The organism is Massilia agrisoli (assembly GCF_020831365.1).
Classification (GTDB): domain Bacteria; phylum Pseudomonadota; class Gammaproteobacteria; order Burkholderiales; family Burkholderiaceae_D; genus Telluria_A; species Telluria_A agrisoli.
The window spans coordinates 89995-114658 of record NZ_JAJHPV010000002.1 but is presented as its reverse complement, the minus strand read 5'-3'; the positions used below and the strand labels follow the sequence as shown (position 1 = coordinate 114658).

At 63.7% G+C, this 24664-nt stretch carries 24 protein-coding genes; 9 read left to right on the top strand and 15 right to left on the bottom strand.

The annotated features are described in order from the left end of the window. The first annotated feature begins 70 nt into the window (after positions 1–70). The 7 genes from ilvA to rapZ all read left to right on the top strand — a co-directional run bounded on the left by ilvA (position 71) and on the right by rapZ (position 7629). Positions 71–1603: a threonine ammonia-lyase, biosynthetic gene (ilvA, locus tag LMJ30_RS00605; RefSeq protein WP_229430392.1), complete on the top strand. Its 1533-nt coding sequence runs from the start codon at positions 71–73 to the stop codon at positions 1601–1603. Between the two features lie 6 nt (positions 1604–1609). After that, the gene (gene queF / locus LMJ30_RS00600; RefSeq protein ID WP_229430391.1) at positions 1610–2440 is read left to right on the top strand and encodes an NADPH-dependent 7-cyano-7-deazaguanine reductase QueF; all 831 of its coding nucleotides are present in this window, start codon (positions 1610–1612) and stop codon (positions 2438–2440) included. A gap of 272 nt (positions 2441–2712) precedes the next feature. Then, entirely contained in the window at positions 2713–3195 is a 483-nt protein-coding gene (locus LMJ30_RS00595; protein ID WP_223464375.1) for a PTS sugar transporter subunit IIA, read from the top strand. A gap of 45 nt (positions 3196–3240) precedes the next feature. Further along, positions 3241–4176: an HPr(Ser) kinase/phosphatase gene (hprK, locus tag LMJ30_RS00590; protein WP_229430390.1), complete on the top strand. Its 936-nt coding sequence runs from the start codon at positions 3241–3243 to the stop codon at positions 4174–4176. 134 nt (positions 4177–4310) lie between these two features. After that, a complete protein-coding gene (locus LMJ30_RS00585; protein ID WP_229430389.1) occupies positions 4311–6089 on the top strand; it encodes a hypothetical protein in 1779 nt (592 codons plus the stop codon). A gap of 72 nt (positions 6090–6161) precedes the next feature. After that, positions 6162–6698 carry a hypothetical protein gene (locus LMJ30_RS00580; protein WP_229430388.1) on the top strand — a complete coding sequence of 179 codons (537 nt, stop codon included), beginning with the start codon at positions 6162–6164 and terminating at the stop codon, positions 6696–6698. 67 nt (positions 6699–6765) lie between these two features. After that, positions 6766–7629 carry an RNase adapter RapZ gene (gene rapZ / locus LMJ30_RS00575; protein WP_229430387.1) on the top strand — a complete coding sequence of 288 codons (864 nt, stop codon included), beginning with the start codon at positions 6766–6768 and terminating at the stop codon, positions 7627–7629. A 75-nt stretch (positions 7630–7704) separates the two neighbouring features. Here rapZ and LMJ30_RS00570 read toward each other — a convergent pair whose 3' ends face one another. The 9 genes from LMJ30_RS00570 to LMJ30_RS00530 form a co-directional block, all read right to left on the bottom strand. Further along, positions 7705–8133 (bottom strand): VOC family protein, encoded by a 429-nt coding sequence (locus LMJ30_RS00570; protein ID WP_229430386.1) that lies wholly within the window; start codon positions 8131–8133, stop codon positions 7705–7707. A gap of 29 nt (positions 8134–8162) precedes the next feature. Then, on the bottom strand, positions 8163–9245 hold the full coding sequence (locus LMJ30_RS00565; protein WP_229430385.1) for an enoyl-CoA hydratase/isomerase family protein: 1083 nt from the start codon (positions 9243–9245) through the stop codon (positions 8163–8165). Positions 9246–9351: 106 nt separating this feature from the next. Then, positions 9352–9705: a ribosome hibernation-promoting factor, HPF/YfiA family gene (gene hpf, locus LMJ30_RS00560; protein WP_229430384.1), complete on the bottom strand. Its 354-nt coding sequence runs from the start codon at positions 9703–9705 to the stop codon at positions 9352–9354. Between the two features lie 340 nt (positions 9706–10045). After that, on the bottom strand, positions 10046–10438 hold the full coding sequence (locus LMJ30_RS00555) for a RidA family protein (RefSeq protein ID WP_229430383.1): 393 nt from the start codon (positions 10436–10438) through the stop codon (positions 10046–10048). A gap of 8 nt (positions 10439–10446) precedes the next feature. Further along, positions 10447–11634 carry an acyl-CoA dehydrogenase family protein gene (locus LMJ30_RS00550; RefSeq protein WP_229430382.1) on the bottom strand — a complete coding sequence of 396 codons (1188 nt, stop codon included), beginning with the start codon at positions 11632–11634 and terminating at the stop codon, positions 10447–10449. Positions 11635–11636: 2 nt separating this feature from the next. Next, positions 11637–12491, bottom strand: a complete 855-nt coding sequence (locus LMJ30_RS00545; protein WP_229430381.1) for an enoyl-CoA hydratase family protein — start codon at positions 12489–12491, stop codon at positions 11637–11639. A 9-nt stretch (positions 12492–12500) separates the two neighbouring features. Further along, positions 12501–12992, bottom strand: coding sequence for a MarR family winged helix-turn-helix transcriptional regulator (locus tag LMJ30_RS00540; protein ID WP_229430380.1), 492 nt, complete (start codon positions 12990–12992; stop codon positions 12501–12503). Positions 12993–13017: 25 nt separating this feature from the next. Further along, complete coding sequence (locus LMJ30_RS00535; protein ID WP_229430539.1) at positions 13018–13803, bottom strand: SDR family NAD(P)-dependent oxidoreductase; 786 nt, start codon at positions 13801–13803, stop codon at positions 13018–13020. A gap of 5 nt (positions 13804–13808) precedes the next feature. Beyond that, positions 13809–16202, bottom strand: coding sequence for a bifunctional salicylyl-CoA 5-hydroxylase/oxidoreductase (locus LMJ30_RS00530; RefSeq protein WP_229430379.1), 2394 nt, complete (start codon positions 16200–16202; stop codon positions 13809–13811). A gap of 116 nt (positions 16203–16318) precedes the next feature. Here LMJ30_RS00530 and LMJ30_RS00525 point away from each other — a divergent pair, with 116 nt between their 5' ends. After that, positions 16319–17530, top strand: coding sequence for a M23 family metallopeptidase (locus tag LMJ30_RS00525; RefSeq protein WP_229430378.1), 1212 nt, complete (start codon positions 16319–16321; stop codon positions 17528–17530). Positions 17531–17612: 82 nt separating this feature from the next. Here LMJ30_RS00525 and LMJ30_RS00520 read toward each other — a convergent pair whose 3' ends face one another. From LMJ30_RS00520 to LMJ30_RS00495, 6 genes are read right to left on the bottom strand one after another with little or no spacing between them, the layout of a single operon-like run. After that, positions 17613–19085, bottom strand: coding sequence for an RNA polymerase factor sigma-54 (locus LMJ30_RS00520; protein ID WP_229430377.1), 1473 nt, complete (start codon positions 19083–19085; stop codon positions 17613–17615). Positions 19086–19093: 8 nt separating this feature from the next. Further along, the gene (gene lptB, locus LMJ30_RS00515) at positions 19094–19849 is read right to left on the bottom strand and encodes an LPS export ABC transporter ATP-binding protein (RefSeq protein WP_229430376.1); all 756 of its coding nucleotides are present in this window, start codon (positions 19847–19849) and stop codon (positions 19094–19096) included. A gap of 4 nt (positions 19850–19853) precedes the next feature. Continuing rightward, positions 19854–20426 (bottom strand): lipopolysaccharide transport periplasmic protein LptA, encoded by a 573-nt coding sequence (gene lptA, locus LMJ30_RS00510; RefSeq protein ID WP_371872956.1) that lies wholly within the window; start codon positions 20424–20426, stop codon positions 19854–19856. An 11-nt stretch (positions 20427–20437) separates the two neighbouring features. Beyond that, positions 20438–21034, bottom strand: coding sequence for an LPS export ABC transporter periplasmic protein LptC (lptC, locus tag LMJ30_RS00505; protein ID WP_229430375.1), 597 nt, complete (start codon positions 21032–21034; stop codon positions 20438–20440). 6 nt (positions 21035–21040) lie between these two features. Further along, the gene (locus LMJ30_RS00500; RefSeq protein WP_229430374.1) at positions 21041–21571 is read right to left on the bottom strand and encodes a KdsC family phosphatase; all 531 of its coding nucleotides are present in this window, start codon (positions 21569–21571) and stop codon (positions 21041–21043) included. Beyond that, the gene (locus tag LMJ30_RS00495; RefSeq protein WP_229430373.1) at positions 21571–22569 is read right to left on the bottom strand and encodes a KpsF/GutQ family sugar-phosphate isomerase; all 999 of its coding nucleotides are present in this window, start codon (positions 22567–22569) and stop codon (positions 21571–21573) included. Before LMJ30_RS00495 ends, LMJ30_RS00500 begins: the two co-directional genes overlap by 1 nt. Positions 22570–22678: 109 nt before the next feature. Between LMJ30_RS00495 and LMJ30_RS00490 the strand changes: the two genes are divergently transcribed. After that, complete coding sequence (locus LMJ30_RS00490) at positions 22679–24664, top strand: monovalent cation:proton antiporter family protein (RefSeq protein ID WP_229430372.1); 1986 nt, start codon at positions 22679–22681, stop codon at positions 24662–24664.

Below are 24664 nucleotides of genomic sequence, written 5' to 3'. Positions count from 1 at the left end.
TACTGAGATTCAGTATAGGTTCCCGCCTGCGCGGGAACGACGGTGGCTTTGAACCTTATGCTTGCAGACCATGACAATCGACTATCTCAAGAAAATCCTGACCGCCCGCGTCTACGACGTTGCCGATGAAACCCCGCTGGAACTTGCCCCTACCCTGTCCGAGCGTTTCGACAACCGCATTTACTTCAAGCGCGAAGACATGCAAAGCGTGTTCAGCTTCAAGCTGCGCGGCGCCTACAACAAGATGGCCAACCTGAACGCCGCGCAGTTAAAGCGCGGCGTGATCTGCGCCTCGGCCGGCAACCACGCGCAGGGCGTCGCCCTTTCGGCTGGCAAGCTGGGATGCCGCGCGCTGGTCGTGATGCCGACCACCACGCCGCCGGTGAAGATCGAAGCGGTCAAGGCGCGCGGCGGCGCGAATGTCGAAGTGGTGCTGCACGGCGAGTCGTACACCGACGCCTACAACCACGCGCTGACCCTGGAAAAAGAACAGAAGCTGACCTTCGTGCACCCGTTCGACGACCCGGACGTGATCGCCGGCCAGGGCACCATCGGCATGGAGATCCTGCGCCAGCACTCCGGCCCGATCCATGCGATCTTTGTGGCGATTGGCGGCGGCGGCCTGATCGCCGGCGTGGCCGCCTACGTCAAGCAGGTGCGCCCCGACATCAGGATCATCGGCGTGCAAACGATGGACTCCGACGCGATGGCGCGCAGCCTGAAGGCCGGCCAGCGCGTGACCTTGTCCGACGTCGGCCTGTTCTCGGACGGCACCGCGGTGCGGCTGGTCGGCGAAGAGACCTTCCGCCTGGCGCAGAAGTACGTCGACGAGATCATCATCGTCGACAACGACGCCATCTGCGCGGCCATCAAGGACGTGTTCCAGGACACCCGCAGCATCCTCGAACCGGCAGGCGCCCTTGCCATTGCTGGCGCCAAGGCCTACGTCGAGCGCTCCGCGATGTCGAAAAACCCGGTGCGCAACGAGTCGCTGGTGGCGATCGCCTGCGGCGCCAACATGAACTTCGACCGCCTGCGTTTTGTCGCCGAGCGCGCCGAGGTGGGCGAAGCGCGCGAAGCCGTGTTCGCGGTGACGATTCCCGAGCAGCGCGGCAGCTTCCGCCGCTTCTGCGAACTGGTCGGGCCGCGCAACGTCACCGAATTTAACTACCGCGTCAGCGACGAGCGCGAAGCCCACGTGTTTGTCGGCATCCAGGTCTCCGCGCGTGGCGAGTCCAGCGTACTGGCGCGCACCTTCGAGCAGCACGACTTCCGCACCCTCGACCTCACCCACGACGAGCTGGCCAAGCTGCACATCCGCCACCTCGTCGGCGGCAAGAGCGCGCTGGCGCACGACGAGCTGCTGTATCGTTTCGAATTCCCGGAACGCCCCGGCGCATTGATGCGCTTTCTCGCCAGCATGGCGCCGAACTGGAACATCTCGCTGTTCCATTACCGGAACCAGGGCGGCGACGTCGGCCGCATCCTGGTCGGCCTGCAGGTGCCGGGCGGCGAGATGGACGAATTCCGCCAGTTCCTTAACACCCTCGGCTACCGTTACTGGGACGAGAGTGCCAACCCCGTGTACAAGCTTTTCCTTTAAACGCCAATGACCAACACCGCCGACCAGTCTCCGCTGGGTAAAACCTCCGCCTACCAGACGCAGTACGCACCGGAACTGCTGTTCCCGATCGCGCGCCAGCAAAAGCGCGACGAGCTGCAGATCACCGGCGCGCTGCCGTTCTTCGGCGTCGACATCTGGAACGCCTACGAGCTGTCGTGGCTGAACATGCGCGGCAAGCCGCAGGTGGCGATTGCGACCTTTACTGTGCCGGCCGATTCCCCCAACATCATCGAATCGAAGTCGTTCAAGCTGTATCTCAACTCGTTCAACCAGACCCGCCTCGCCAACCAGGACGCGCTGGTCGAACTGCTGCGCGAAGACGTCTCCACCGCGGCAGGCGCGCCGGTGCATGTGACGGTGACGATGCAGGAAGACTTTGGCCGCCTGAAGATGGGCGAGCTTGACGGCCTGCTGCTGGACCGCCTCGACATCGAGGTGGATAACTACTCGCCCAGCCCGGCCCTGCTGACGGCGGCCAAGGGTGAGCCGCCGGTGGATGAAACCCTGGTGTCGCACCTGCTCAAATCGAACTGCCTGGTCACTGGCCAGCCCGACTGGGGCAGCGTGCAGATCCATTACGTGGGCCCGCAGATCGACCAGGAGGGCCTGCTGAAGTACCTGATCGGCTTTCGCGAGCACAACGAATTCCACGAGCAGTGCGTCGAACGCATTTTTGTCGACATCATGCGCCAGTGCGCCCCGCAAAAGCTGGCCGTGTATGCGCGCTACACCCGCCGCGGCGGGCTCGACATCAATCCATGGCGCGCCAACTTCACCACCGGCCGCCCGCCCAACCTGCGCAACGCCCGCCAGTAAGGCGCTGATACAGGTCAACGATTGCAATCCGCACCGCCTGCAAGCATTGACCTAGTTTCCGTACGGGAATACCTTTAGCCCGAATGCAACGCTTCCCACACAGCCGGGGCAGCCTTGATTTTCGTTAAAACAACGCCATATGGTGTTGTGGCTGGCCCGGTGCACGGCATTGCCGGGTTCCCCAAGTCGAAATCGAATTACACGGCTGCAAAACAGGCCTATAATTCTGGCTCGCAAGCACCTTTGTGCACTGCAACATTACACAGAGTGTCATGACCAATCTTAGCAAAATCCTGTCGCCCGAGAACGTGCTGCTCGATCTCGAAGTTTCCAGCAAGAAGCGCGCCTTCGAGCAAGCCGGGCTGATCTTCGAAAATAATTGCGGCATTGCGCGCTCGACCGTATCGGACAACCTGTTCGCCCGCGAGCGCCTCGGCTCCACCGGCCTCGGCCACGGCGTCGCCGTCCCGCACGGCCGTATCAAGGGCAGCAAGAGCCTCAAGTCGCCGCTGGGCGCGTTTGTGCGCCTGGCCGAGCCGATTCCGTTCGAGTCCCCGGACGGCCAGCCGGTCAACCTGCTGTTCTTCCTGCTGATTCCTGACCACGTCACCCAGCAGCACCTGGAAATCCTGTCCGAGATCGCAGAGATGTTTTCGGACGACGCTTTCCGCACTGCGCTGTCGACTGACCCGGATCCGAAGTCGGTGCATGCGCGTATCACCAGCTGGCAACCAAGCCTGCAGGCCTTGGGTTAAACTTGGCGGACCAGGCGCGCCGCGCCTCACTACAAAGACCCGTTCATGCTGCAAACCCCGCTGACCATCCAAAGGCTGTACGACGATAACCGCGAGTCTTTGGAGCTTGGCTGGTTCGCCGGCTTCCCCGGCGGCGAGCGCCTGATCTCGGGCGATGTGGCTTCGGCCGCCGACCAGGTCGGCCACCTGAACCTGATCCACCCCGGCCGCATCCAGGTGTTCGGGCACCAGGAACTGGCCTACTACCACCGTCTTAAATCGAGCTCGCGCGCGCACGTCATCTCCGAACTGATCGGCGGCGGCCCGCCGGCGCTGATCATCGCGCAGGGCCTCGACACGCCGCCCGACATCCTCGCCATCTGCGACGAGCAAAATATCCCGCTGTTCTCGACGCCGCTGCCGGCCGCGCAGGTGATCGACTACCTGCGCGTCTACCTGTCCAAGAAGCTCGCGCAGCGCATCATCATGCACGGCGTGTTCATGGACGTGCTGGGTGTCGGCGTGCTGATTACCGGCGACTCGGGCCTGGGCAAGAGCGAGCTTGGCCTCGAACTGATTTCGCGCAGCCACGGCCTGGTGGCCGACGACGCGGTGGAGTTCTCGCGCATCGCGCCGAACATGATCGAAGGGCGCTGCCCGCCGCTGCTGCAAAACCTGCTCGAAGTGCGCGGCCTTGGACTGCTGGATATCAAGGCGATCTTCGGCGAGACCGCCGTGCGCCGCAAGATGCGCCTGAAGCTCATCGTGCACCTGGTGCGGCGCGGCGCGGCGGAAGAAGAGGTCGAGCGCCTGCCATTCAACTTCCCAACCGAAGACGTGCTGGGCCTGCCGGTGCGCAAGGTGGTGATTCCTGTTGCCGCCGGCCGCAACATCGCGGTTCTGCTGGAGGCTGCCGTGCGCAACACGATCCTCCAGCTGCGCGGCATCGATACGCTGCAGGAATTCATGGAGCGTCAACGCCAGGCCATGACAGGCGACTGAAGATCGAACCATACCAGGGCATTAACCAGACGGCGCGAGCCGTCTTTTTTTTGCTTTGAAATAAAAGTTTATTAAGCTAATATCATTTTGTTAACTTGCGGTATAGCCAATCAATAGACTTTACGGGAACACATATGTCGGCGAAATTAAGGCAGTGGATTTTATGCTCGGCTTATGCATTCCAGGTCCTGGCCCTTTCCGCATGCGGAGGGAGTGGCGACAGCGCCCAATCGGCACCGCCGCCTGCAAATAATGCGCCAGCTCCGGCGCCTCTCCCTGTACCGCCAGTACCTGTACCGCCTGTACCTGTCCCGGAACCCGCCCCCCTTCAATTTGAGGAAGTGCGTGCCAAGCCAGTCAATATCGCGATGGTTGTTTCATCCTCCCAAATGCATGCGAATGGTGCGAAAATCCAGCAGTTTTCTGCTGCACTTTCCGGCGACCTGAACCGGCGCGCCACCGCCCGCTCGGGATCGAATGGGCCAATCTATTCGGTGGACGTTCTCAGCGCCGGCGCAGATGCCCCAGCGGTCCGGAACCAGCTGAAGCCTTATGATGGGGCGATCCTGATCGGCGTGGTTCCGGTGCCTCTTGTCATTGATGGCATAGATGGATTTGCGAAGCCGTTAATGGATCCATTCCGGTTGCCATCGTGCGGCGAGTATCGCTTTTCAGCCAACAGCAACCGCATCGATTCAGTTCCCCAGGAAATCGACAACGACCCGTCGTGCCGGCACGGGATGCCTGTGGCTGTATTGCGCGGCCAAAGCCAACTATCGGACCTGGCGGACGTTGAAAAAAAACTTGATCAATTCATTGCCTATCACAAGGCCAGCGATCAAAACAATTTGAATTGGTCGCCTGATTTTCAGTACACCTGGGCGTTATGGGGCGGATCTGCGCCCTACCTCCCCGCAGATACGCTGGCGGACATTTGGCCAGCAATGACGCTCAACGGTGGACTTCAACATTATCCCTCGCCCGCTTTCGTTACGGATGGGACAGCCGCCTTCCGCAAAGACACATTCAAACGATGCCTGGCAAGCGAAGGGGAAATGTGTGTGGTCGGGGGACATGGAAACTCGAGCAGCATTTTGTTCGAAGGCCCCGACGCGCTGGGGAAGTATTATTCTGACGATCACGTCAGTATGGCAAGCAGCGAGATTCAATCCAACGGCGCCAGTGCGAAATACGTTGAAATGTTAGCGTGCTCCTCGCAAGATTTTCTTCGCAGCGGCTCATTCGCAACGACGTTGCTGATGTCAGGGAAGACGATGCTCACTATGGGATCTTCTACCACTTCATGGGGAAGCTCTAATTTCGTGTTCGAGCAAGCGCAGGAGGTCTATCCTTACCTGGCGCTCGGGAGCACCTTTGCGGAAGCAGTCAGGGGAAGTTTGAGGGGCAATGCGATTTCGATGCAAGGCGATCCATACATTTCCTTCCGTCCCGTGCCCGCACGCGCGCCCAAACTTGTGATTAATGGGAAGCACTATAACGATGGAAACTTCATCTTCCCGATGGTCTTTGCGGACTCCATCGCCGGCTCAAGTTCACAAGCCGTCCTTCACCTGTCCAATGCCGGTATGGCTGACCTTCATATTCAACTGGCCTGGGCCTCGAGAGCATGGAGTATCGACGGCAAGCCGACTCCGGAAGGTGGATTCAATGGCGGCTTTTCCCTGGTCGATCCGTATCCGATCTCAGGAAGCAATCATGGTTCTGGAATTGGAAACAAAATTTTTACGATCAAACCGAACCAGACGATGAAGGTGACATACAAAATGGCGCCATTGGTTTATAGCCCTCCGGGAGCGCCGGTCACGGGGATTCTGGGCTCCACCTTGCAGCTTTTTTCCGACGACCCTGCTTCCTACAAAATCACGCTTGATGCCACAATGAGGATTCACTAGCGATCAACTTCGCGAACTTTCGGGCCGGGCGCAAAGTCGAACCAGCATCCCACCCAGAGTCCGGAGGCTGGCATGTCGATCGCAAAGCTGGTCTCCAGCGTATTGATGGCGCTGGGCTTCTGCGGCAGCGCCCTCGCCCAGGCAATTTCGGAAGAAACCCCGCCCACCACCTGCGGCAACCGCCTTGTCGCCGGGATCACCTGCACCGGCCGCTACTGCGACAATATCGAAGCGATCTGCGGGGCGGGCCGGCGCGAGCTATACGACATCCGCTGGTCCAGCTTTGTCTCGGAAGAAGGCGAGGCGGTCGCGCAATGCAACGTCCCCAACCCGTACGAGCGCGGCGACTGGCCCGCCGGCGAGCCCGCCTTCATCAGCGGCTTCTCCTGCAAGGGCAGGTACTGCGACAACATTGCGCTGGAATGCGTGGCGCTCAAGGATGCGTTTCCCGCGACCCTGGGCGGGCCGAGCTGCCAGTGGACCAGCTGGGTCTCGGAGGAAACACCGACCCTCCGCTTTCCACCCGGCTTCGGCGCCATCAGCATGGCATGCCGCGGCAACTACTGCGACGACAAGCGCTTCCTGGTCTGCCCGATTGCGCCGCGATGATGCCCGCGGCGCGGGTAGCAAGCCCAAACGCTGAGCGAAAATGATGCCATTGCGGTATCATCAAGGCATGCGAATCGTACTCATCACAGGAATTTCCGGCTCCGGTAAATCGGTGGCCCTCAATGTTCTTGAAGACGCCGGCTACTACTGCGTTGACAACCTGCCTCCCGCGCTGCTGCCAAGCCTGGTCACCGCGCTGGTCGCCGACGGCACCGACAAACTGGCCGTCGCCGTCGATGCGCGCAGCGCCCAGTCGCTGGTCGAACTGCCAGCCAACGTGCGCCAGCTGAAAGACGATGGGCACGACGTCAAGATCATGTTCCTGACCGCAAATACGCACTCGCTGGTGGCGCGCTTTTCCGAAACGCGCCGCAGCCACCCGCTGTCGCACCAGTTGCGTCCGGACGAAAATCCCGCATCGCGCCGCACGCTGATCGAATGCATCCTTGAAGAACGCGAGCGCCTGTCAGCTATCGAGCAGCTCGGGCACGTGATCGACACGTCCGAACTGTCGGCCAACAAGCTGCGCGCATGGATCAAGGAACTGGTGGAGATTGAACGCGCGCCGCTGACGCTGTTCTTCGAATCGTTCGCCTTCAAGCTTGGCGTGCCGCTCGATGCCGACTTCGTGTTCGACGTGCGCGCGCTGCCGAACCCCTACTACGACCTGGCGCTGCGTCCGATGACGGGCAAGGACGCGCCGGTGATCGCCTTCCTCGACGCGCAACCTAGCGCCGCGGAACTGTTAAACGATATCCGGGTGTTCATCGAAAAATGGCTGCCGTCGTTTAAGACGGACAACCGCAGCTACCTGACGGTGGCGCTGGGCTGTACCGGCGGCCAGCACCGCTCGGTGTACATGGCCGAACGGCTTGCTGCCTATTTCAGCCCGACCGAGCGCGTGGTCTTGAGGCACCGCGAGCAATCGTAAAGTTCGACGGCGCCACCCGCAGGGCGGATAAGCGGGCTGCCGCCGAGGCCGCATCCGCCGTACGTTTTTTACGCTTTAGAACGTGATGTTGACCGATACCGCGCTGCGCTTCGCCTCACCGTGGTGCACCGCCTCGAGGTTGTTCCCATCCGGATCCAGCACGAACGCGCCGTAATACCCCGGATGATAGGCACGCTCGCCCGGAGCGCCATTGTCGCGCCCCCCATGTTCCAGCGCCGCCTTGTAGAACGCATCAACCATCGCGCGGTCTTGCGCCTGGAACGCCAGGTGGTGGCGCCCGGTCAGCACCCCCTGCGCCGCCTCGCTGCCGGCCGTCGAGATAAACAGCTCGTCGGCCCAGAAGTAGTCTTCGCCTTCGCCGCCCAGCGGCACCTTCAGCACATCGAACACCGCGGTATAAAACGCGCGCGATGCCGGCAGGTCTCGCACAACGAGCTGGATGTGATCGATGAGACGTCCGCGATGAAGTTCCATTGTTTCCATGCCAGCCTCCTTGTGAAGACAATCAAAGATTACAGATGGCGCAGCGGATGCGCCCGTGCCGGCCACACCGGCGTAAAGAACTTCTCCACCATCTCCGGCGTGACATCCTGGAGGCCAGCCGGATTCCACTTCGGCGCGTTGTCCTTGTCGATCACCAGCGCGCGCACGCCTTCCAGCACTTCGCCGTGCTCGAAGTTGTGCCGCACCAGGGTGCGTTCCATGCGCAGGCAGTCCGCCACATCCAGCTTGGCGCCGCGCACCAGCAGTTCATGGGTCACGCACATCATCAGCGGCGAACGCTGGCGCATCGCGCCCAGCGCCTTCTGGAAGAACGCGCCGTCATCCTGCTCCAGCGACGCCATCACCGCAGCTACTGAACCGGCGCCAAAATGCTTGTCGATACCGGCGCGGTTCGCTTCCAGCGTGCTGTCCCCGGCCTGTCCCTTGAACTGCCCGGCAAACGCAACAATGGCCGGGCGCAAGCCGCCGCCCGGCGTCGTTTCAATCAGTTCCTTCAGCGCCGCCATCTGCGCCTGCGGCACAAACAGATCGGCCAGTCCCACGTACAGCGCATCGGCCGCCCCGATTGTGAGTCCGGTCAGCCCGAGGTAGTTCCCCAGCTGCCCCGGCGCGTGCGACAGGAAGTGCGAGCCGCCGACGTCCGGGAACAGGCCGATGTTCACCTCCGGCATCGCCATCTTGGTGCCTTCGGTGACGATGCGGATGCCGCAATCGGGCCCGCCTTGCGCAATGCCCATGCCGCCGCCCATGACCACGCCTTCCATCAGCGCGACGTAAGGCTTCGGGTAGTAATGAATCAGGTGGTTGAGCGCGTATTCTTCGGTAAAGAAGTCTTCGAGCAAAGCGCTGCCGCCCATCGGCGTGGCGTGGCCCACTTCATGGAAGAAGCGGATATCGCCGCCCGCGCACAGGGCTTTCTCGCTGCTGCTGGTAATAACCACTGCATCGACGGCGGCGTCGTCGCGCCAGCCTTCCAGCACGTCGGCCAGGTCGCGCACCATGCCAAGCGATAGCGAGTTGAGCGCCTTCGGGCGGTCAAGCGTAATGATGCCGGTGCGGTTGGCGATGCGGGTTTTTACGAATTCGCTCATGACGGTGTGTGTAAGATTAAAAGACTGATATTTTATCGGCAAACCAGCGGCCACAGACGCAAAAAAGGCGTCCGCAGACGCCTTTCATCAGGAAGGGAAATTAAGCTCAGGCCGCAGCCGGCAGTTCCGCTTCAGGCATGCGTTTAATCGCCTCGCGATTGTGGTCCTGGAGTTTGTTTTTGTATTTCATGACCTGGCGGTCAAGCTTGTCGATCAAGGTATCTATCGCTGCGTACAGGTCCGCTGCCACACTCTCGACGAATACCGTCTTGCCCGACATATGCAGGTTAATCTCCGCCTTCTGGCGTTTTTCTTTTTCAGTGAGATTGTCGACGGTGAGAATGACGGAGATATCGATCACTTGATCAAAGTGGCGCTTGACGCGCTCGAGCTTCGATTGGACGTATTCACGAATGGCGGGGGTGACTTCGAGATGATGACCACTGATGGTGAGATTCATACACACTCCTTTGATGACGTTGCTAACACTTCCGGTTCTTGCGCGAATGAATCGCGTAGAGGAATCGATAGCTACAAAGACTGGCGGGGTATGGAGGGGTGAAGTGAGTGCAAGCGAAGGGGCACGGTATTGTGCCGACGCGAAACCCTTTCCCAGCATGTCCGCAAATCTTACTGTCGGAAAATGGATTTCTTAGGGTTCTGCCTCCTTCTAGATGCGAAAAAGCATGAGTTGGCACACAAGAAACATGCCCTCATGTAAACCTAGTGTACCAGCTATTCCGCGCAAAACAAGGGGTGCACGGCAATTGAACCGGGTCGCCGCGGAACGTGCCCCGACGCTACCCGGGCACCACTGCGGTGACCTCGATTTCAACGCGGGCGCGGTCTTCCACCAGGCCCGCGACCTGCACCGCACTCATGGTTGGGAAATGGCGCCCGATGATCTCGCGGTATGCCGCGCCGATCTCGGGATAGGCATTCACGTACTCTTTTTTGTCGACCACATACCAGGTCATGCGCACGATGTGATCGGGCTTCGCGCCGCCCTCGGCCAGCACGGCAACCACGTTCTCAAGTGCCTGGCGCACCTGTCCCGCGAAGTCGTCGGTGTGAAACTGGCACTGCGCGTCCCAGCCGATCATGCCGCTCACGAAGACCATGCGGCCCGTGGCCGAGATACCGTTGGCGTAGCCGCGCGGGCGCTGCCAGCCTGGGGGTTGAAGGAAGTCCATGGTGCCTCTCACTGTGGTTGGTTAAGCTGCTTCGCCCCGGCCTCTGCCAGCAGTTCGCGCGCGATGATCAGCTGCTGCACTTCGGTCGCGCCTTCGTAGATGCGCAGCGAGCGGATCTCGCGGTACAGGCGCTCCACCGGCTGCTCGCTGACCACGCCGAGGCCGCCGAACATCTGCACCGCCGCATCGATGACCTGCTGCGCCGTTTCGGTGGCCGTCAGCTTGGCCATTGCCGCTTCCTTGGTCACGCGGCGGCCCTGGTCGCGCTGCCACGCCGCGCGGTAGGTCAGCAAGGCTGCGGCATCGATACCGGTGGCCATCTGCGCCAGCTTCGCCTGCGTCAGCTGGAAGTCGGCCAGCGTTTTGCCGAACATCTTGCGCGACATCGCGCGCGCCGTGGCTTCATCGAGGGCGCGCCGCGCGAAGCCAAGCGCCGCTGCCGCCACCGAGGTGCGGAAGATGTCGAGCGTCGCCATTGCGACCTTGAAGCCCTTGCCTGCCTCGCCCAGCCGCTTGCTGGCTGGTACCCGGCAGTCGCTGAAACGCAGCCGCGCCAGCGGGTGCGGCGCGATCACGTCGATGCGCTCGGCAATCTCGAAGCCGGGCAGGCCGGCGTCGACGATGAAGGCCGAGATGCCGCGCGCCCCCGGCGCTTCGCCGGTGCGCGCAAACACCACGTACATGTCGGCGATGCCGCCGTTGGAGATCCAGGTCTTTTCGCCATTGAGCACGTAGTGGTCGCCGTCCAGCACCGCCGAACAGGCCATCGCGGCCACGTCGGAACCGGCATCCGGCTCGGACAGCGCGAACGCCGCAATCGCCTCGCCGCGGCCTACGCGCGTGAGGTAATCGCGCTTGTTGTCTTCGCTGCCGAACAAGGTGATCGCACCGCTTCCAAGGCCCTGCATGGCAAACGCGAAGTCCGCAAGGCCGGAGTGGCGCGCCAGCGTCTCACGGATCAGGCACACCGCGCGCGTATCGATCGCATCGCCATGTGCGCCATAGGCGGCGCCCCCGATCGCGTGCCTGAGCCAGCCTGCATCGCCAAGCTGGCGCACCAGGGCGCGGCAGGTTTCGTCCACGTCGTGGCCGTGCTCTTGCGGGATGTTCTGCGCCGCCCACGCATCGAGCGACAGCGCCAGCTCGCGGTGGCGCGGCTCAAGGAAAGGCCAGCTGAGGTAATCGGTATCGGCCATGGTCAGTCGCCTTCGAATTGAGGTTTTTCCTTGGCCACGAAGGCGTGGTAGGCGCGGTGGAAGTCGTTGGTCGCCATGCAGATCGCCTGTGCCTGCGCTTCGGCTTCGATCGCCTCGTCCACGCCCATGTTCCACTCCTGCTGCAGCATTTTCTTGGTCATGCCGTGCGCAAAAGTCGGGCCGCTGGCCAGCATTGCGGCAAACGCCTGCGCGTCGGCCAGCACGGTTTCCGGCGCGCACAGGCGGTTGTAGAAGCCCCAGCGCTCGGCTTCTTCGCCACCAAGGCTGCGGCCCGTGTACAGCAGTTCCGACGCGCGTCCCTGGCCGATCACGCGCGGCAGCAGCGCGCACGCGCCCATGTCGCAGCCTGCCAGGCCGACCCGGGTAAACAGGAAAGCGGTCTTGCTGCGCGCGGTGCCGTAGCGGATATCCGAGGCCAGCGCGATGATGGCGCCAGCGCCCGCGCAGATGCCGTCGATCGCGGCGACAATCGGCTGCGGGCAGGCGCGCATGGCCTTTACCAGGTCGCCCGTCATGCGGGTGAACGCCAGCAGGCCGGGCATGTCGAGCTTTGTCAGCGGGCCGATGATCTCATGCACGTCGCCGCCCGAGCAGAAGTTTTCGCCCGCGCCGGTGACGACAATGGCCTTGACTTCATCGGCGTAGGCGAGCCAGCGGAACACGTCGCGCAGTTCCGCATACGAGTCGAAGGTCAGCGGGTTCTTGCGCTCCGGACGGTTCAGCGTCACAGTCGCCACGCCCTGGTCGACGCTGAACAGGAAGTGCTGCGGCGTGTAGTCGGCTACAGCCATTCCGCTGCCTTGCAGCTGGTGGGGTTCGCCCCTGAGGTATCGCATTCGGTTCTCCTATTCGTTGTCGTTCAGGCGCTGCTTCATTTTCGAGAGCAGCGCGATCAGCGTGGACTTGTCGCTTCCGTCCAGGCCATCCATCAATTCAGTGATCCACCCCTCATGCACCGACGCCATGCGGTTGAAGGCGCGGCGGCCTGCCGGCGTCAGCTTGACGCTGTAAGCGCGGCGGTCATCGGCTACCGGCGCGCGCACCACCAGGCCTTCCTGCTCCAGCTGGTCGGTGATGCCGGTGACGTTACCGCCGGTGACCATCAGCCGCTTCGACAGCTCGCCCATGCGCAGGCCGTCGGGGTGGCGGTCGAGCTGCGCCATCAGGTCAAAGCGCGGCAGCGTAATGCCGAATTCCGCGCGCAGGCGCGAGCGGATCTCCGTCTCGATCAGCGTGGTACACGACAGCATGCGCAGCCACAGCTTGAGCGACTGGTGATGGTCGTCGGTCAGGCGGGTCTCGACATCGAGCACTGGCGCTTCGTTTTTATCGGCCATGATATGTTTTCCTTTGTCCGCACGCTTACATTACTTCGCCGCCGTCGACCGCAATCGACTGGCCGTTCATCGCGCCGGAGCCGGGCATGCAGAGCCACAGCACGGCGTTGGCTACTTCGGCTGGCTGCACCAGCCGTCCCTGCGGATTCGACGCGGCCAGCTGGCGCAGCGCTTCCGCTTCGCTGCGGCCGGTCTTGGAAACGATATTGGCCACCGCGCCGCGCACGATGTCGGTGTCGGTGTAGCCGGGACAGACCGCGTTGACGGTGATGCCCTTGGTGGCCACTTCCAGCGCCAGCGACCGGGTCAGCCCGATCACGCCATGCTTGGCCGCGCAGTAGGCGGCGACATAGCCGTAGCCGGTCAGCCCGGCCGTGCTGGCAACGTTGACCACGCGGCCCCAGCGCGCCGCCACCATGCCGGGCAGCGCCTCGCTGGTGCAGTGGTAGGTGCCGGTGAGGTTCACAGTCAGCATGCGGTTCCACATTTCCTCGCCCGTTTTAAGGAAGGGCGCGGATTCGGCCTGTCCCGCATTGTTGACCAAAATATCGACCGGGCCGAAACGCGCGCGCGCTTCTTCGAATGCCTGCGCCACCGAGTCGCGCTGGCCCACGTCGATGGTGACGCAGGCGATCTCGCCCAGCGACGACAACTCGGCCACCGTGGCGTCGAGCACGTCGCGGCTGCGGCCCGAGATGGTGACGCTGGCGCCGGCCAGCAGCAGCTGGCGCGCGATGGCCGCGCCGATGCCGCGCCCGCCGCCCGTCACCAGTGCGTGTTTACCGGCCAGCGCTTCTTGTGAGGCAGCGATCATGATCAGCCCTCCAGCAGTTTGGCAGCGACCTGCTGCGGGGTCAGCCCGGCGCTGGCGGCAGCCACCTGGCGTTCGCGCTCGAGGTTGCGCTCCATTTGCATCTTGCCCGCGTGGTACTGCTTCGGCCAGGCCAGGCCGGTGTAGCCCAGCTTTGCGGTTTCATGCAGCGTCCACGCCGGATCGGCCAGGTGGGGGCGCGCGATCGCGCACAGGTCCGCGCGGCCAGAAGCGATGATGCTGTTGGCATGGTCGGCTTCGAAGATCGCGCCCACCGCAATGGTCGGAATGCCGACTTCGTTGCGGATGCGGTCCGCGAACGGCGTCTGGAACATGCGCCCGTAGACCGGCCTTTCCTTTTTGCTGACCTGGCCCGAGGACACGTCGATCATGTCCGCACCGGCTTCCTTGAACATGCGCGCGACCTGCACCGCGTCGTCCGGCGTGATGCCGCCTTCGACCCAGTCGTGGGCAGAAAGACGTACGCTGATCGGCTTATCCGCAGGCCAGGCGGCGCGGACGGCGGTAAAAACGTCGAGGGGATAGCGGCAGCGGTTCTCCAGCGAGCCGCCGAATTCATCAAGGCGCTGGTTGGTCAGCGGCGAGATGAAGCTCGACAAAAAATAGCCGTGCGCGCAGTGCAGTTCGAGCCAGTCGAAACCTGCCTTGTGCGCCTCGCCCGTGGCGCGCACAAAGTCGTTAAGGATTCGTTCCAGATCTTCGCGCGTGGCCTCGCGGGCCACTTGCGACACGCCCTCCAGGTACTGCTGGCTGGAAGCCGATACCAGCGGCCAGTTGCCTTCGTCGAGCGGCAGGTCGGTGCCGTCCCACGCGCGCCGGGTCGATCCCTTGGCGCCGGCGTGGCCCAGCTGGATGGCGATCTTCGCATCGCTGCTGGTGTGGACGAAGTCGACGATGCGCTTCCATGCCGCCGTGTGCGCGGGTTCGTACAGGCCCGGGCAGCCCGGGGTGATGCGCGCGTCGGCCGACACGCAGGTCATCTCGGCGAATACCATGCCGGCCCCGCCAAGCGCGCGGCTGCCAAGGTGCACCATGTGGAAGTCGCCAACCGTACCGCCGTCAGCGGAATATTGCGCCATGGGCGAGACCACGATGCGGTTCTTCAGCACCGTGCCGCGCAGGCGGAATGGCGTCAGCATCGGCGGAATACCGGCCGCAGTGGCGGGCATCGGCAGGCCGGCCTGCTCGAAGGCGCGGCCGGCGATCCATTCCTCGAAGCGGCCCACATACGCCGGGTCGCGCACACGCAGGTTTTCATGCGACAGGCGCTGGCTGCGGGTGAGCATCGAGTACGCGAACTGCTCCGCTTCCATCGCCGTGTAACGCTCGACGTTCTCGAACCACTCCATCGAATTGCGCGCGGCGCTTTGCAGCTTGAGCACTTCGACCGAGCGCAGCTTCTGGTAGCAGGCCATCACCTTGCCGATGCCGTCGCCGTCCTGCTGCGTGAAGCAGCGCGCCAGTTCTATGGCGTCTTCCAGCGCCAGCTTGGTGCCCGAGCCGATTGAAAAGTGCGCGGTGTGCGCGGCATCGCCCATCAGCACCACCGGCACGCGGCGGCCATCAATCGTGTTCCACTGCACCCACTCCTCGCAGACGATGCGCGGGAACTTGATCCACATCGCCGAACCGCGCAGGTGCGAGGCATTGCTCAGCAGCGCGTTGCCGTCGAGGTATTTGGCGAACAGCTTCTCGCAGAAAGCGATGCCCTCCTCCTGGCTCATCTCGTCCAGGCCGGACGCGCGCCACACTTCTTCCGGCGTCTCGACGATGAATGTGGAGGTGTCGCCGTCGTACTGGTAGCAGTGGGCCTGGAACCAGCCATGCGCGGTCTGCTCGAACGCGAAGGTGAAGGCGTCGAACTTCTTCCTGGTGCCGAGCCAGACGAAGCGGCAGTGGCGGGTGTCGATGTCGGGACGGTAGGTATCCGCGTAACGCGTGCGCACGCGGCTATTGAGGCCGTCGCAGGCGACCACCAGGTCGGCGCCATACTGCGCGGCGATGGCCTGGTCGTCGGCGACATCGGTTTCGAACACCAGGCGCACGCCAAGTTCTTCGCAGCGCGCCTGCAGGATGTTCAGCAGCCGCTTGCGGCCGATGCCGCAAAACCCGTGGCCGCCGGAGGTAATGGTGCGGCCCTTGAAATGGACGTCGATGTCGTCCCAGTGGTTGAACGACTGCAGGATGGTGCGGGCGGTCTGTTCGTCGGCCGCCACCAGGTTGCCAAGGGTCTGGTCGGAGAACACCACGCCCCAGCCGAACGTGTCGTAGGGGCGGTTGCGTTCGATGACGGTGACCTCGTGCGATGGGTCCTGCTTTTTCATCAGCAGCGCAAAATACAGGCCGGCCGGGCCTCCGCCTATGCACACTATCTTCATGACCGCTCCTGATCGTCCTTTAACCTGGACGTATACTACATGCTTAAATAGTTTAGGTGTCAATGAACACCAAGGCACGGTAAGATGGCAGCCCAACAATTCAACCGGACTACTTCATGCCAGCCAGGATGCCGCTTCGCCCAGTTTGCACCGCCTCCTTCCTCTGCGCCGCGCTGGCCTTCGCCGCCGGCGCAAGCGCTGCAACAGCGCCACTGCCCCAGGGCTGCGAGCCTGCGGTTGCGGGCGTTGTGGTCGCACCGGCGTTTCCGCCCAGTGCCCCTGCATTCCCGCCGCTCCAGCTGCAAATGCGCACGCCGCTCGAGCCCACTGTGCTCCCTGGCGGCGGCAGGAACTACCTGGTCTACGAATTACATCTCCAGAACTTCTCCGCCGACGCCATGACACTGCGCGGCATCCAGGTTCTCGACGCCGATAAAGCAAACGCCGCGCCGATCGCCGACATCAAGGAGGCGCAACTCGAAGCCCACCTGCGCACGGTCACCATCGGCGATAACGAAGGCACCAAACGCACCCTGGGCAACGGGCAAGGGGCGGTAGCGTTCCTGTGCCTCGCGTTCGACAGCAAGACGCAGGTGCCGGCGCGCCTGCGCCACCGCGTGCTGCTCGATGGCGCGGCCGCTTTTGGCCCTGTAATCGGCACGCGTGCGACGCCGCTTCCTGTGCTTGGAGGCCCGGTTGCCGGAACCAACTGGAGTCCGGACAACAGTCCGAGCCTGCATTCGCATCACCGGATGGGGTTGTGGGTCGTCGATGGCACTGCGCAGATTGCACGCCGCTATGCGATCGACTGGAAGAAGTACGGCGCGGACGGCAAACCATGGACGGGCGACCAGCGCGATGTGCGCTCGTATCACGCCTACGGCGAAAAGACAGTGGCCGTCGCGGACGGCACAGTGGTCGTTGCGCAGGACGGGTATCCCGACAATATTCCGCGCACCCCCGCAGGATTCGAGCCGGCGGTACCGGTCACCATGGAATCGGTCGCCGGCAACCGGGTTGTCATCGACCTCGGCGGCGGGCAGTTCGCCTACTACGCGCACTTAATGCCGGGCAGCGTGCGCGTGAAGGCCGGGCAGCGGGTCAGGCGTGGCCAGGTGGTCGGCGCGGTCGGCAATTCAGGCGACGCGCGCCAGCCGCACCTGCACTTCCAGCTGACGACCAATCCGGATGTGATGGCCAGCGAGGGCCTGCCGCATGTGTTTGAAACGTACCGGATGAAGGTAGGCGACGGCGCGTGGGAAACCCGCTCGAACGAGTACCCGATGGGGAATGTGGTGCTTGATTTCGGCCCGGAAGCGCGTAACTGACGTCGTTCCCGCGACAGCGGGAACCCATGCCGGGCCACTGGCGCACGCACCATGGATTCCCGCCTTCGCGGGAATGACGGGACTAGAGCGACTTGCGCAGGGCCACTGGCGGGATCTTGAGCGCTTCGCGGTACTTCGCCACCGTGCGGCGGGCGATGACCATGCCCTGCTCACCCAGCATGTCGGCGATCTTGCTGTCCGACAGTGGGCTCCTGGGGTCTTCGGCGCTGGTCAGCTGAACGATCAGCGCGCGGATCGCCGTCGACGATGCCTCGCCGCCGGCATCGGTCGCCACATGGCTGCCGAAGAAGTACTTGAGCTCGAACATCCCGTGCGGCGTCATCATGTACTTTTGCGTCGTCACGCGCGAGATGGTGCTCTCGTGCAGGCCGAGCGTATCGGCGATCTCGCGCAGCACCAGCGGGCGCATCGCCACCGCCCCGTGCGAGAAGAAGTTACGCTGGCGGTCGACAATGGCCTGCGACACGCGCAGGATGGTGTCGAAGCGCTGGCGCATGTTCTTGATCAGCCACTTGGCTTCCTGCAGCTGCGTGTTGAGCTGCCCTTCGCCTTTGCCCTGGCGGAGCAGGTTTGCGTACATGCTGTTCACGCGCAGGCGCGGCATCACGTCGTTATTCAGGGTGACCACCCAGCCGCCGCGGCCGCGCCGCACGATCACGTCCGGCACCACGAAATCGGACACCCCGCCGCCATAGGCAGCACCCGGATGCGGATTGCACTGGCGGATAACGGCCTGCGCTTCGCGCAGGTCTTCGTCGTCGCAGTCCAGGGCTTTTTTCAGCTTGTTGAATTCGCGCTGGGCGAACCAGGCCAGGTGCTTTTCGACGATGGCCAGCGCCATCCGGCGCGTCACCAGCGGCACGCCCGGCATGCGGCGGATCTGCAGCGCCAGGCATTCGGACGCATTGCGCGCGCCCACGCCGGTCGGGTCAAGGCTCTGCACCAGCGCCAGCGCGGTGTGCAGTTCGTCGATCTCGATGTCGAGTTCGGGCGGCATGCGCGAGTGGATGTCTTCCAGCGGCTCTTCGAGGTAGCCGTTGTCGTCAAGCGCGTCGATGATCAGTTCGACCAGCGCGCAGTCGCGCGCGCTCAGGCAGGTGACGCGGACCTGTTCCGTCAGGTGCTCGCGCAGCGTGGTGGCGCTGGCTTCGAGCTGGGGACGCGAATCTTCATCATCCGGCGCCTTGGCGCTGCCGACGTCACCCCAGTCGCCATCGCCCTCGCCTTCGCCAGCGACGCTGGCCACTTCAGGGCTGTCGAAATTGTCGCCTTCGGCCGCCGGAGCGGCTTCCTGCGATCCCGGCTCGGTTGGCGCTTCGCCAGGCGTGGCGGTGTTGATGGCGCCGTCGGCCAGCAGGCGTACCGAGTGGTCGAGCGGATCGTCCAGCCGTTCGAGCATGGGATTGTCCGACAGCGCCTGTTCTATCTCCTGGTGCAATTCGAGCGTCGACAGCTGCAGCAGCCGGATCGACTGCTGCAGCTGGGGCGTAAGCGCAAGATGCTGCGACGTCCGTAATTGCAGGGATTGTTTCATGATATGGCTTACATCCGGAAGTGTTCGCCGAGGTACACGCGCCGTACCGACTCGTCGGCAATGATGTCGTCAGGCCGGCCCGAGGCAAGCACCGCCCCCTGGTTGATGATGTAGGCGCGGTCGCAGATGCCGAGCGTTTCACGGACATTATGGTCGGTGATCAGCACGCCGATCTTGCGCTCCTTCAGGAAGCGCACGATGCGCTGGATTTCGATCACGGCGATCGGGTCGACACCCGCAAACGGTTCGTCGAGCAGCACGAAGCGCGGGTTGGTCGCCAGCGCGCGCGCGATCTCGACGCGGCGGCGCTCGCCGCCGGACAGCGACATCGCCTGGTTCTCGCGCAGCTTTTCGATTTGCAGGTCGGCCAGCAGCGAGTCGAGGCGCTGCTCGATCTCGCCTTTCGAGAGCGGCTTGCCGTCGACCTTCTGCAGTTCCAGCACGGCGCGGATATTGTCTTCCACGGTCAGCTTGCGGAATACCGACGCTTCCTGCGGCAGGTAGGACAGGCCCAGCGTGGCGCGGCGGTGGATCGGCAGGCTGGAGATGTCGACGCCGCTGATGTCGATCGAGCCGGCGTCCGACGGCACCAGGCCGACGATCATGTAGAACGAGGTGGTCTTGCCGGCGCCGTTAGGCCCCAGCAGCCCGACTACTTCGCCGCACTCGACCTGCAAGGAGACGTCGCGCACCACCAGCCGCTTGCCGTAGCTCTTTTGCAGGCCGCGGACGATCAGGGTGCTGCCACAGTTTTTTGCTTCCATTGTTTTATTTTCCTGGCGTGGCCGGCGCTGACGGCTTGTTCGATGGCTGGATCACCATCCGGACGCGGCCCGCGCCTGGCTTGCTCTCGCCGGTTGCGGTGTTCTCGACAGCGAAGAATTCCTTGCGGCTGTCGTAGGAGATGAAGGCGCCTTCGACCTCGTCGGTCACGCGGCTGCCTTCGAGGCGGGCCAGCTTGGCCTTCGAGAACAGCTTCACGATCTCGGTCTTGTTGTCGTATTCGATGCGTTCGGCCTGGCCTTCAACCCACAGGTCGCCGCCGTCGCGCTTCTGGCGGAAGGTCGCCACCGTGCCAGGGGCCGCGGTAAAGGTCACGAACTGGTAGCCTTCCGGATCGACGCGGAGGACGGCCTTACCGGCCTTCATCACCAGCGTGCCGCGCGTGAGGATCACATTGCCCGTCAGCGTACGGATCTGCTTCACATCGTCGTCGGATGCCGAGTCAGCGAAAATTTCGGTCGGCTTGTTCGAGTCGGCCTTCTCGGCCATCGCAGAACCTGCAACAACGCCGCACAGTGCGATACAAAGCAGGATTTTCTTCATCGGTAGCTCGCTCATTTATTTTTTGATTACTGGCGCGGCGGATAAACGATCCGCACGCGGCTGGACACATTGACCTGGCGCGTCGTGTTGTCGACAAACAGGCCAGTGCCCGTCATCGTCGCGCCGTCGGAGATGACCTCGACCGGCTGGTCGGTCTTCATCTGGTCGTCGTCCGGGTACACCGTCAGCGCCTGCGTACGCATGCGCACCGGCCTGCTCGTGGCTGTCGCCTTGCGGTCGATATCGACGTCGCCCATCAGGTGCACCTGGGTGTTGCCGTGGTCGACGCGCGCCCGCCTGGCGCGGATCGTCGTCGGCGGCACGCCTTCGCCAATGCTCTGCACCAGTGGCTTCTCGATTTCCGCGGTGTCATCCACGGGCCGGTGCGTCAGCTTGTCGCCCGAAACGATGTAGCGCGGCTGCCCGCTTGGCGACATGCGCACCACGCTGAAGCGTTCGACGATGTAGTCAGGCTCGTTCTTAAGCGCGTCCGACGAGATGCCCGGATCGTTTTCCATCATCTGCGCCACCCAGAAGCTGCCGAAGGCGAGGAAGGTCGCGGTCATCATGATGGCCGTGAGCTTCCAGCGGTGGGCGGTTCGCTTGTGTTGTTGGCGCGGCACGGCGGTCTAGGCGAAGTACGGCGCAAGCGCCTGTTCATAGGTGCCCTGCGCGCGCATGACCATGTCGCAGACCTCGCGCACGGCGCCGCGCCCGCCATTGGCGCGCGTCACGTAGTGGGCGCGGTGCTGGACCTCGGCGTGCCCGCTCGGTACGGCGACGGCAAAGCCCACCTGCAGCAGCAGCGGCAGGTCGATCACGTCGTCGCCGATATAGCCGCACTGGTCGGCGGTGACGCCGGTTTCTTCGAGCAGCGAGTTGAACGCGATGCGCTTGTCATGGATGCCCTGGTAGACATGGGTGATGCCCAGGTCGGCCGCGCGCTTGACCACGATGGGCGACTGGCGCGCGCTGATGATCGCCGTCTTCACGCCGGTCTTGTTCAGCAGCTGGATACCGAGGCCGTCGAGGACAAAGAAGGTCTTGGTGACTTCGCCATCGGCGCCGTAGGTCAGGGTGCCGTCGGTCAGCACGCCGTCGACGTCGAAGATCATGACCTTGACGCTGGCGGCGCGGCGCATGTGTTCGAGTTCGCGCATCAGATCACCTTGGCGCGGGTCAGGTCGTGGATGTGCAGCGCGCCGACCAGCTTGCCGTCGGCGTCCACCACCAGCATCTGGTTGATGCGGAATTCTTCCATGATCGCGACCGCGTCGACTGCCAGCTGCTCGGGATGCACGGTGCGCGGGCCGGCGTGCATGACGTCGCGGATCGTGACCTTGGTGAAGTCCTGCACTTTTTCGAGCATGCGGCGCAGGTCGCCGTCGGTGAACACGCCGACCGGGTGGCCCGCGTTGTCGACGATGGCGGTCATGCCCATGCCCTTCTGGGTAATTTCGAGCAGCGCCGCCGACAGCGGTACGTCGGCGCTAACCATCGGGATGGCGTCGCCGCTGCGCATGACGTCGCGCACATGGGTCAGCAGGCGGCGGCCAAGGGCGCCGCCCGGGTGCGAGCGCGCGAAGTCTTCTTCGCGGAAGCCGCGCGCGTCGAGCAGCGCCACGGCCAGCGCGTCACCCAGCGCCAGCGTCACGGTGGTGCTGGCGGTCGGCGCCAGGTTCAGCGGGCAGGCCTCTTTCTCAACGGCAATGTTCAAATGCACGTCGGCCAGCTGGGCCAGGCTCGACTGCGGCTTGCCGGTCATGGCGATCAAGGGCGCGCCCATGCGTTTGACGATCGGCAAGATCGACAGCAGCTCGGCCGCTTCGCCGGAATAGGAAATTGCAATGAAAGCATCTTCCGCCGTCACCATGCCGAGGTCGCCGTGGGCCGCTTCGGCCGGGTGCACGAACATGGCCGGGGTGCCGGTAGAGGACAGGGTGGCCGCGATCTTGCGGGCGATGTGGCCCGACTTGCCGATGCCCGACACCACCACGCGGCCGCTGCAGCCGAGCAGCATGCCCACCGCGCGGCCGATGCTGTCATCCCCGAGCAGGCGGCCGTGCGCAGCGCGCAGCGCGTCAGCCTCGATGTCGAGGGTCTCGCGCGCCAGTTCCATTGCGCGCTGCAGGGCGGTGTTGTCAAAAGCTTTCAGCATTGTTTTTTCATCGGTTACACTCATGCTGGAAGTATAAACGAATTGCGAAAGCAAAAAACTTGCCAGACGCAACAAATAACGATTTAGCCGTGAGGGGACGCAGGCGCGCATGTATTCTGGACTGGAACTGACCCTTCTGTTACTTGGCAGCGCCGTCCTTGGCGTGGTCGCGTTCCGCATGCTTCACCTGCCCCCGATGCTGGGCTACCTGGCCGTGGGTATCCTGATCGGGCCGCATGCCCTCGGCCTGGCCGAGAACGACCACACCACCCATACGCTGGCCGAGTTCGGGGTGGTGTTCCTGATGTTCTCGATCGGCCTGGAATTCTCGCTGGCGCAGCTGAAGGCGATGCGGCGCGTGGTGTTCGGGCTGGGCATGGCGCAGGTGGTGCTGACCATCGCCGGCGCGATGGCGTTCGGCTGGCTGGCCTCGACCCAGCTGCCGGCCAATTTCCAGATCAGCTGGCAGGCCTCGTTCGCGCTGGGCGGCGCGCTGGCGATGTCTTCGACCGCCATCGTGGTCAAGATGCTGACCGAGCGGCTGGAGCTGGAAAGCCCGCACGGCCGCAAGATCATCGGCATTTTGCTGTTCCAGGACCTGGCCGTGGTGCCGCTGCTGATCCTGATTCCGTCGCTGGGCAAGCCGCCCGAAGTGCTGGTCGAGACGCTGGCCTGGGCCGCCGTCAAGGCGGTGATCGTGCTGGTGCTGCTGCTGTTTATCGGCCAGAAGCTGATGCGGCGCTGGTTCTCGATCGTGGTCAAGCGCCGCTCGCAGGAGCTGTTCATGCTCAACCTGCTCCTGATCACGCTGGGCGCGGCATGGATCACCGAGCAGGCCGGCCTGTCGCTGGCGCTGGGCGCGTTCGTGGCCGGCATGCTGATTTCGGAAACCCAGTACAAGCACCAGGTGGAAGAAGACATCAAGCCGTTCCGCGACGTGCTGCTTGGCCTGTTCTTCATCACCGTCGGCATGATGCTCAACGTGCAGCTGGTGGTCGAGCACCTGTGGCTGGTGCTGGTACTGACCGCGATACCGGTCATGCTCAAGTTCGCGCTGATCGCGCTGCTGGCCAAGTGGTTCGGCGCCTCCGACGGCGTCGCCATGCGCACCGGCCTGGGCCTGGCGCAGGCCGGCGAATTCGGCTTCGTGCTGCTGACGCTGGCCGCTGGCGCCAAGCTGCTCGACCCGTTCATGATCCAGCTGGTGCTGGCGTCGATGGTGCTGTCGATGCTGATCGCGCCGTTCCTGATCGAGAAGTCCGACCAGATTGTGATGAAGGTCGCGTCCAACGAATGGATGATGCAGTCGCTGCAGCTGACCCAGATCGCCACGCGCACCATGGCCGCGCAAAAGCACGTGATCATCGCCGGCTTCGGGCGCAGCGGCCAGAGCCTGGCCACCTTGCTGACCGACGAAAAAGTGCCCTACCAGGCGCTCGACCTTGACCCAGAGCGCGTGCGCGAAGCGCAATCGGCCGGCGCCAATGTGTCGTATGGCGACGCGGCGCGGCGCGAGAGCCTGGTCGCCGCCGGCATCTACCGCGCCAGCGCGATGGTCATCACCTACGCCAATACCGCGTCGGCGCTGAAGATCCTGCACCAGGTGCACGAGCTGGCCCCTGCCCTGCCCGTCATCGTGCGCTGCCATGACGACTCCGAACTGGACACCCTGAAGAAGGCCGGCGCCACCGAAGTGGTGCCCGAGTCGCTCGAGGCCAGCCTGATGCTGGCGTCGCACGCGATGGTGATGATGGGGGTGCCGCTGCGGCGCGTGGTGCACCGGGTGCAGTCGGTGCGCGAAGAGCGCTATGCCTCGATGCGCGGCTACTTCCACGGCCTGTCGGACGCGGCCGACGATCCCGAGCACCTGTTCGTGCGCCTGCATTCGGTGCCGCTGGTGGACGGCGCAGGCGCCATAGGCAAGCGCATCGGCGAGCTGGAACTGGAAGAAGTGGGCGCCGAGGTGGCGGTGCTGCGGCGCGGCCGCGAGCGCGTCGACGCCAGCCGCGAGTCGGTGCTGGCGGAAGGCGACGTGGTGGTGGTGCGCGGCTCGGCCGAAGCGGTCAGCCGCGCGGAAGAACGCCTGCTGAATTAA

Coding starts and splice junctions, on each gene's coding strand:
- LMJ30_RS00595 (WP_223464375.1), top strand. CDS start 2,713: ATGACCAATCTTAGCAAAATCCTGTCGCCCGAGAACGTGCTGCTCGAT.
- ilvA (WP_229430392.1), top strand. CDS start 71: ATGACAATCGACTATCTCAAGAAAATCCTGACCGCCCGCGTCTACGAC.
- LMJ30_RS00490 (WP_229430372.1), top strand. CDS start 22,679: ATGTATTCTGGACTGGAACTGACCCTTCTGTTACTTGGCAGCGCCGTC.
- LMJ30_RS00555 (WP_229430383.1), bottom strand. CDS start 10,438: ATGGACTTCCTTCAACCCCCAGGCTGGCAGCGCCCGCGCGGCTACGCC.
- LMJ30_RS00550 (WP_229430382.1), bottom strand. CDS start 11,634: ATGGCCGATACCGATTACCTCAGCTGGCCTTTCCTTGAGCCGCGCCAC.
- LMJ30_RS00500 (WP_229430374.1), bottom strand. CDS start 21,571: ATGCGCGAACTCGAACACATGCGCCGCGCCGCCAGCGTCAAGGTCATG.
- LMJ30_RS00545 (WP_229430381.1), bottom strand. CDS start 12,491: ATGCGATACCTCAGGGGCGAACCCCACCAGCTGCAAGGCAGCGGAATG.
- hpf (WP_229430384.1), bottom strand. CDS start 9,705: ATGAATCTCACCATCAGTGGTCATCATCTCGAAGTCACCCCCGCCATT.
- lptB (WP_229430376.1), bottom strand. CDS start 19,849: ATGGAAGCAAAAAACTGTGGCAGCACCCTGATCGTCCGCGGCCTGCAA.
- hprK (WP_229430390.1), top strand. CDS start 3,241: ATGCTGCAAACCCCGCTGACCATCCAAAGGCTGTACGACGATAACCGC.
- LMJ30_RS00585 (WP_229430389.1), top strand. CDS start 4,311: ATGTCGGCGAAATTAAGGCAGTGGATTTTATGCTCGGCTTATGCATTC.
- LMJ30_RS00530 (WP_229430379.1), bottom strand. CDS start 16,202: ATGAAGATAGTGTGCATAGGCGGAGGCCCGGCCGGCCTGTATTTTGCG.
- rapZ (WP_229430387.1), top strand. CDS start 6,766: ATGCGAATCGTACTCATCACAGGAATTTCCGGCTCCGGTAAATCGGTG.
- LMJ30_RS00540 (WP_229430380.1), bottom strand. CDS start 12,992: ATGGCCGATAAAAACGAAGCGCCAGTGCTCGATGTCGAGACCCGCCTG.
- LMJ30_RS00495 (WP_229430373.1), bottom strand. CDS start 22,569: ATGCTGAAAGCTTTTGACAACACCGCCCTGCAGCGCGCAATGGAACTG.
- LMJ30_RS00565 (WP_229430385.1), bottom strand. CDS start 9,245: ATGAGCGAATTCGTAAAAACCCGCATCGCCAACCGCACCGGCATCATT.
- LMJ30_RS00525 (WP_229430378.1), top strand. CDS start 16,319: ATGCCAGCCAGGATGCCGCTTCGCCCAGTTTGCACCGCCTCCTTCCTC.
- lptA (WP_371872956.1), bottom strand. CDS start 20,426: ATGAGCGAGCTACCGATGAAGAAAATCCTGCTTTGTATCGCACTGTGC.
- LMJ30_RS00570 (WP_229430386.1), bottom strand. CDS start 8,133: ATGGAAACAATGGAACTTCATCGCGGACGTCTCATCGATCACATCCAG.
- LMJ30_RS00520 (WP_229430377.1), bottom strand. CDS start 19,085: ATGAAACAATCCCTGCAATTACGGACGTCGCAGCATCTTGCGCTTACG.
- LMJ30_RS00580 (WP_229430388.1), top strand. CDS start 6,162: ATGTCGATCGCAAAGCTGGTCTCCAGCGTATTGATGGCGCTGGGCTTC.
- queF (WP_229430391.1), top strand. CDS start 1,610: ATGACCAACACCGCCGACCAGTCTCCGCTGGGTAAAACCTCCGCCTAC.